Source organism: Delftia sp. ZNC0008 (genome assembly GCF_000799035.1).
Taxonomy (GTDB): Bacteria; Pseudomonadota; Gammaproteobacteria; order Burkholderiales; family Burkholderiaceae_C; genus Comamonas; species Comamonas tsuruhatensis.
The window spans coordinates 1-2,849 of sequence record NZ_JTKZ01000870.1 but is presented as its reverse complement, the minus strand read 5'-3'; the positions used below and the strand labels follow the sequence as shown (position 1 = coordinate 2,849).

General features: G+C 71.5%; 3 protein-coding genes and 1 pseudogene. 2 read left to right on the top strand and 2 right to left on the bottom strand.

The features are described 5' to 3' along the window. Together L995_RS27995 and L995_RS34065 are read right to left on the bottom strand one after the other, a co-directional pair. Nucleotides 1-490 (bottom strand): annotated as a pseudogene (locus tag L995_RS27995) (hypothetical protein); the annotation flags it as partial. Between the two features lie 158 nt (nucleotides 491-648). Further along, on the bottom strand, nucleotides 649-798 hold the full coding sequence (locus tag L995_RS34065) for a hypothetical protein (protein ID WP_013800628.1): 150 nt from the start codon (nucleotides 796-798) through the stop codon (nucleotides 649-651). A gap of 196 nt (nucleotides 799-994) precedes the next feature. On the opposite strand from L995_RS34065, the gene L995_RS27990 reads away from it, so the two are divergent. Continuing rightward, nucleotides 995-1,630 carry a DUF2760 domain-containing protein gene (locus tag L995_RS27990; protein ID WP_013800629.1) on the top strand — a complete coding sequence of 212 codons (636 nt, stop codon included), beginning with the start codon at nucleotides 995-997 and terminating at the stop codon, nucleotides 1,628-1,630. Nucleotides 1,631-1,632: 2 nt separating this feature from the next. After that, the coding region (locus L995_RS27985; RefSeq protein ID WP_047474636.1) for an Hsp70 family protein at nucleotides 1,633-2,849 on the top strand (1,217 nt) is incomplete at its 3' end.

Genomic DNA, 2,849 nt, shown 5'->3' with positions numbered 1-2,849 from the left:
CGCCGGCCAGGCGCAGGTCGGCGCCGCAGCGCAGCTCCCAGCCGGCGCGCACGTCCTCGGCGCGCAGTTCCTCGTGCACGTCCACGCTCCAGGCGGCCTTGACCAGGCCGCCGGCCTGCAGCGGGCCGCTGCAGAAGATGGCGCCGCCGCTGTGCAGGTCCTGGCCGGCCTCGATGCGTCCGGCGTGGATGCCGGCGCCGGCCTGCAGCGTGCGGCCCACGGCCAGCAGGCCGGGCACGCGCAGCTCGCCATGCACGACGACGCTGCCCGAGAACACCAGGGCATCGGCCTCCAGGTGATCGACCTCCAGCACGGCATCGGTGGGGCCGAACTGGTTCATGAGCCAGCGCGCGTCCTCGACGCGGCCATCGCCCACCAGGGCGTCGAGCACGCGCTGGTAGTCGTTGCCGTCATGGCGGTTGCGCACGAACCAGCGAAAGCCCGCCGCGCAAGGGCTTTTGGCGCGCAGAAAGTTTTGGGAGAGTTCCATGTCCATCGTCAGCTCCTGGGTCACAGCGGCTGTGCCATGCGGCGGCGCAGCCTGAAAGGCGTGCAGGCCAGGGCGATGCGGGCGTGGGCCGGCAGCTCCTGGCATGCGTTTGCATGCGGATTCGCTGCGGGGGCCGTGCGGGAAGCTGGGGTTGGACCTCAGGCTTTCCGCACGGCGGCGGAAAGCAGGGCCGTGAAGCCGCACAGGCTGATGAAGGCCGTGGGCACGCCGTGCACGCGCTGCGGCCGCTGCGCGCGCAAGGCGGTGCAGCGGGTCGGGGCGTGGCGGAAAAGGCGTGTATGGGCCATGGACAGGGGCAGGAGCAGCCGCGATTATGCCGCCAGGCCATTTGCGCACGGGGGCATGGGGGCGTGTACAGGACGGGGCTTCGTTGCTTTGGGTAACATCACGGACCCTACGGGCGCCCGGTGGAGGACCATCGGCGCCCGGTTGCCCTGCTGCGCGGCGATCGGCCCGGCAGGGTCCTCTCGCCAAGAGAAGCCCATGAATTCCAAGACTCCCCCCTCGTTCCTGAGCCGCATCGCCATCGCGATCGGCAGTTTCTTCGCCATCCTCGGCAACGGCCCCCTGGCCGCCGATGTGTCCCGCCTGCGCGACGGCGAGCCGCTGGCCGCCGACGTGCCGCCGCCCGCACCCAAGGAGGTGCGCGTGGAGGTGCCCGTGGACCGGATCGTCGAGGTCCGCGTCGAGGTGCCGGTCGAGAAGATCGTCGAAAAGACCATCGTGGAGCCGGCCGCACCCGCTGGCACCGCCGCACTGCAACTGCTGGGCCTGCTGCAGCGCGAGGCGCGCTTCGTGGACTTCGTGCAGGAAGACGTGGCCGGCTATGCCGACGCCGAGATCGGCGCCGCCGCCCGCGTGGTGCACGAAGGCTGCCGCAAGGTGCTGCGCGAGCATTTCAGCATCGCTCCCGTGCGTGCCGAGGCCGAAGGCAGCCGCGTCACGCTGGCCGCAGGCTTTGATGCCGCCGCCGTGCGCCTGACGGGCAACGTGGTCGGCCAGGCACCCTTCACGGGCACGCTGGGCCACCGCGGCTGGCGCGTGGACGATGTCCGCCTGCCCCAGCTCACCGATCACAAGGCCGCCGCCATCGTGGCCCAGGCCGAGGTGGAGCTGTGAGCATGGACCAGTCCCTTCAATCCTCCCAGGCGCGCTACAGCATCGGCATCGACCTGGGCACCACGCATTGCGCGCTCTCCTATGTGGACCGCCAGGCCAGCGATGGCGAGAAGGTGGAGCAGGGCGTGCTGGACATTCCCCAGCTCACCGGCCCCTCCAGCGTGGAGGCGCGCCCGCTGCTGCCGTCCTTCCTGTACCTGCCGCATGAAAGCGAGCTGACTGCGGCCGACATGGCCCTGCCCTGGGGCGCCAGCCAGGACTTCGTGGTGGGCGAGTTCGCGCGATCGCGCGGCGCGGCCACGCCGATCCGGCTGGTCTCCAGCGCCAAGAGCTGGCTGTGCCATCCGGGCGTGGACCGCCGCTCGCCCCTGCTGCCGGCCGATGCGCCCGAGGAGGTGCACCGCGTCTCGCCCCTGACCGCCTCCATCCGCTATCTGTCGCACCTGCGTTGGGCCTGGGAGCAGGCCCATCCCGAGGCGCCGTTCGACGCCCAGGATGTGACGGTGACCATTCCCGCATCGTTCGACCCGGCCGCGCGCGAGCTGACGGCCGAGGCCTGCCGCGCCGCGGGCTTCCAGAGGCTCACGCTGCTGGAGGAACCCCAGGCTGCGCTGTACAGCTGGATCCAGGCCAGCGGCGGCCAGTGGCGCAAGCAGGTACAAAGCGGCGAGATCATCCTCGTCGTGGACGTGGGCGGCGGCACCACCGACCTGTCGCTGATCGCCGTGCTGGAAAAGGACGGCGGCCTGGAGCTGCAGCGCGTGGCCGTGGGCGAGCACATCCTGCTGGGCGGCGACAACATGGACCTGGCCCTGGCCTATGGCGTGGCGCGCAAGCTGGCCCAGGAGGGCAAGCAGCTCGACGCCTGGCAGACCCGCGCCCTGGCCCATGGCTGCCGCCAGGCCAAGGAGCAGTTGCTGGCCGATGCCACGCTGCAGTCCGTGCCCGTGGTCGTGCCCAGCCGGGGCAGCAAGCTCATCGGCGGCAGCATCCGCACCGAGGTCACGCGTGACGAGGTGCTGCAGATGCTGGTGGAAGGCTTCTTCCCGCGCGCCGCCGTCTCCGACAAGCCCCAGACCCGCGCGCGCGCCGCGCTGACCCAGCTGGGCCTGCCCTATGCGCAGGACGCGGCCGTCACGCGCCATCTGGCGGCCTTCCTCTCGCGCCAGGCCGGCGCCACCGAGCAGATCGAAGGCCTCCAGGGCACGCAGCCACGCGG